This window comes from Isoptericola sp. NPDC060257, from assembly GCF_042726645.1.
GTDB classification, from domain to species: domain Bacteria; phylum Actinomycetota; class Actinomycetes; order Actinomycetales; family Cellulomonadaceae; genus Isoptericola; species Isoptericola nanjingensis.
The window spans coordinates 1-2347 of record NZ_JBHXAW010000424.1 but is presented as its reverse complement, the minus strand read 5'-3'; the positions used below and the strand labels follow the sequence as shown (position 1 = coordinate 2347).

The following is a 2347-nucleotide window of genomic DNA, read 5'->3' as shown; positions in this document are numbered from 1 at the left end:
GGCTCCTACAGGTGATCCCTGTGTTCCTGGGAGCGACGCTCCTGCTCTACGCACTCGTGTTCCTGCGGCCCGGAGATCCCGTGGCAGGCCTGGGCGGGGAGCGCGGTCTCCCCGAGGCCGTGCAAGCCCAGATTCGCGAGCAGTACAACCTGAACGAACCGTTCATCGTGCAGTACCTGCTGTTCCTCAAGGGCGTCTTCACGCTCGACTTCGGCGTCGACTTCCGAGGTCAGGACATCATGGACGTCATCGGCGCGGCGCTGCCGGTCACGTTCCAGCTCGCGATCATGGCGCTCGTCATCGAGGGCGTCTTCGGCGTCCTCTTCGGGCTCTTCGCCGGCATGCGCAAGGGCGGCTGGTTCGACGGCACCGTGCTGGTGATCAGCCTGCTCGTCATCTCCGTGCCGACGTTCGTCATCGGCTTCGTGCTCCAGTTCGTGATGGGCGTGAAGCTCGGCTGGTTCCCCGTGACCGTCGGCAGGGACCCCAACTTCTACAGTCTCCTGCTACCGGCGATCGTGCTGGCAGCGACGTCCTTCGCGTACGTGATCCGCCTGACCCGCACGTCGGTCGCGGAGAACCTCAGTGCCGACTACGTCCGCACCGCGCGAGCGAAGGGGCTCCGTCGCTCGCAGGTCACCGGCCGCCACGTGCTGCGCAACTCGCTCATCCCCGTCGTCACGTTCCTGGGCGCCGACCTCGGCAACCTCATGGGTGGCGCGATCGTGACGGAGGGCATCTTCAACATCAACGGCGTCGGGGGGACGCTCTACCAGGCGATCATCCGCGGCGAGAACATCACCGTCGTCTCGCTCACGACCGTGCTGGTCATCGTCTACATCCTGGCGAACCTGCTCGTCGACCTCCTCTACGCCGCCCTCGACCCGAGGATCCGTTATGCCTGAGAACCGATACGAGACCGTGCCCGGCGGACGGCGACCGCGCCCCGGGCAGGAGCACTTCGCCGCCGAGGTCGACGAGGGCGGCCTGGGTGCCGTCGACGCGGTCAAGACGGACGAGGCGCCCTCCAGCCTGTGGCGCGACGCGTGGCGCGAGATGCGCCGGCGCCCCATGTTCTGGGTCGCGGCCGCGATCATCCTGCTCGTCATCACGGTGGCGGCCTTCCCGGGGTGGTTCACGTCCGTGCACCCGCGCTTCGACTGCGAGCTGGCCAAGTCGCTCGCCGGCCCCGAGCCCGGGCACCCGTTCGGCTTCGACAAGCAGGGCTGCGACATCTACGCGCGCACCATCTACGGTGCCCGTGCGTCCGTGCTCGTGGGCGTCATGTCCACGGCGATGGTCGTGATCCTCGGCACCATCATGGGCGCCGTCGCCGGCTACTTCGCCGGCTGGTTCGACGTCATCCTGTCGCGCATCACCGACATCTTCTTCGCCATCCCGCTGGTGCTGGCCGCCATCGTCATCATGTCGATCACCACCAACCGGACGAGCTTCACCGTCGCCCTGGTGCTCGCGTCGTTCGGGTGGACGTCCATCGCCCGTATCACGCGCGGCACCGTGATGTCCGTGAAGAACAACGAGTTCGTCACCGCCGCCCGCTCGCTCGGCATGGGGCGCGGCAAGATCCTGCTGAGGCACGTGCTGCCGAACTCGGCGGCGCCGATCATCGTGTACGCCACGGTCGCGCTGGGCACGTTCATCGTGGCCGAGGCCACGCTGAGCTTCCTCGGCATCGGCCTGCCGCCCAGCACCGTGTCGTGGGGCGGGGACATCTCGCAGGCGCAGCGGGCGATCCGCCAGGCGCCGGAGATCCTCTTCTACCCGGCCGCGGGCCTGGCGATCACGGTGCTCGGCTTCATCATGATGGGCGACGTCGTGCGCGACGCCCTCGACCCGAAGGCACGGAAGCGATGACGACACAGTTCCCAGTGACGAACGGCAACCAGCCCGTCGGTGAGGGCGCCGGCCGCAGCTACGAGGCGGGGACCGACAAGCCCCTGCTCGAGATCAGGGACCTGCAGGTGTCGTTCACGACCTCGGAGGGCGTCGTGCACGCCGTCCGCGGCGCCGACATCACCGTGTACCCCGGTCAGTCGGTCGCGATCGTCGGCGAGTCCGGGTCGGGCAAGTCGACCACCGCGCACGCCGTGATCGACCTGCTGCCCGGCACCGGCAAGGTGACCGGCGGCAGCATCAAGTTCGACGGTCGCGAGATCGTGGGCCTGCCCCGCACGGAGATCGAGGCGATGCGCGGCCGGGACATCGGCCTCGTCCCGCAGGACCCGATGTCGAACCTCAACCCGGTGTGGCGCATCGGCACCCAGATCGAGGAGGCCCTCAAGGCCAACGGCTTCGAGGGCGGCAAGCGGGAGCGCAAGGAGCGCGT

The 2347-nt window shown here is 68.3% G+C and carries 3 protein-coding genes; all 3 read left to right on the top strand.

Annotated elements, in window-relative coordinates; translation table 11 throughout:
• Positions 1–905 (top strand): ABC transporter permease (locus ACFWEK_RS20845; protein ID WP_430555280.1); only part of this gene is annotated, 905 nt, incomplete at its 5' end.
• Positions 898–1875 (top strand): ABC transporter permease, encoded by a 978-nt coding sequence (locus ACFWEK_RS20840; protein WP_430545074.1) that lies wholly within the window; start codon positions 898–900, stop codon positions 1873–1875. The genes ACFWEK_RS20845 and ACFWEK_RS20840, both read left to right, overlap by 8 nt.
• Positions 1872–2347: ATP-binding cassette domain-containing protein (locus ACFWEK_RS20835; protein WP_430555279.1), on the top strand; the 476-nt coding region annotated here is incomplete at its 3' end. The genes ACFWEK_RS20840 and ACFWEK_RS20835, both read left to right, overlap by 4 nt.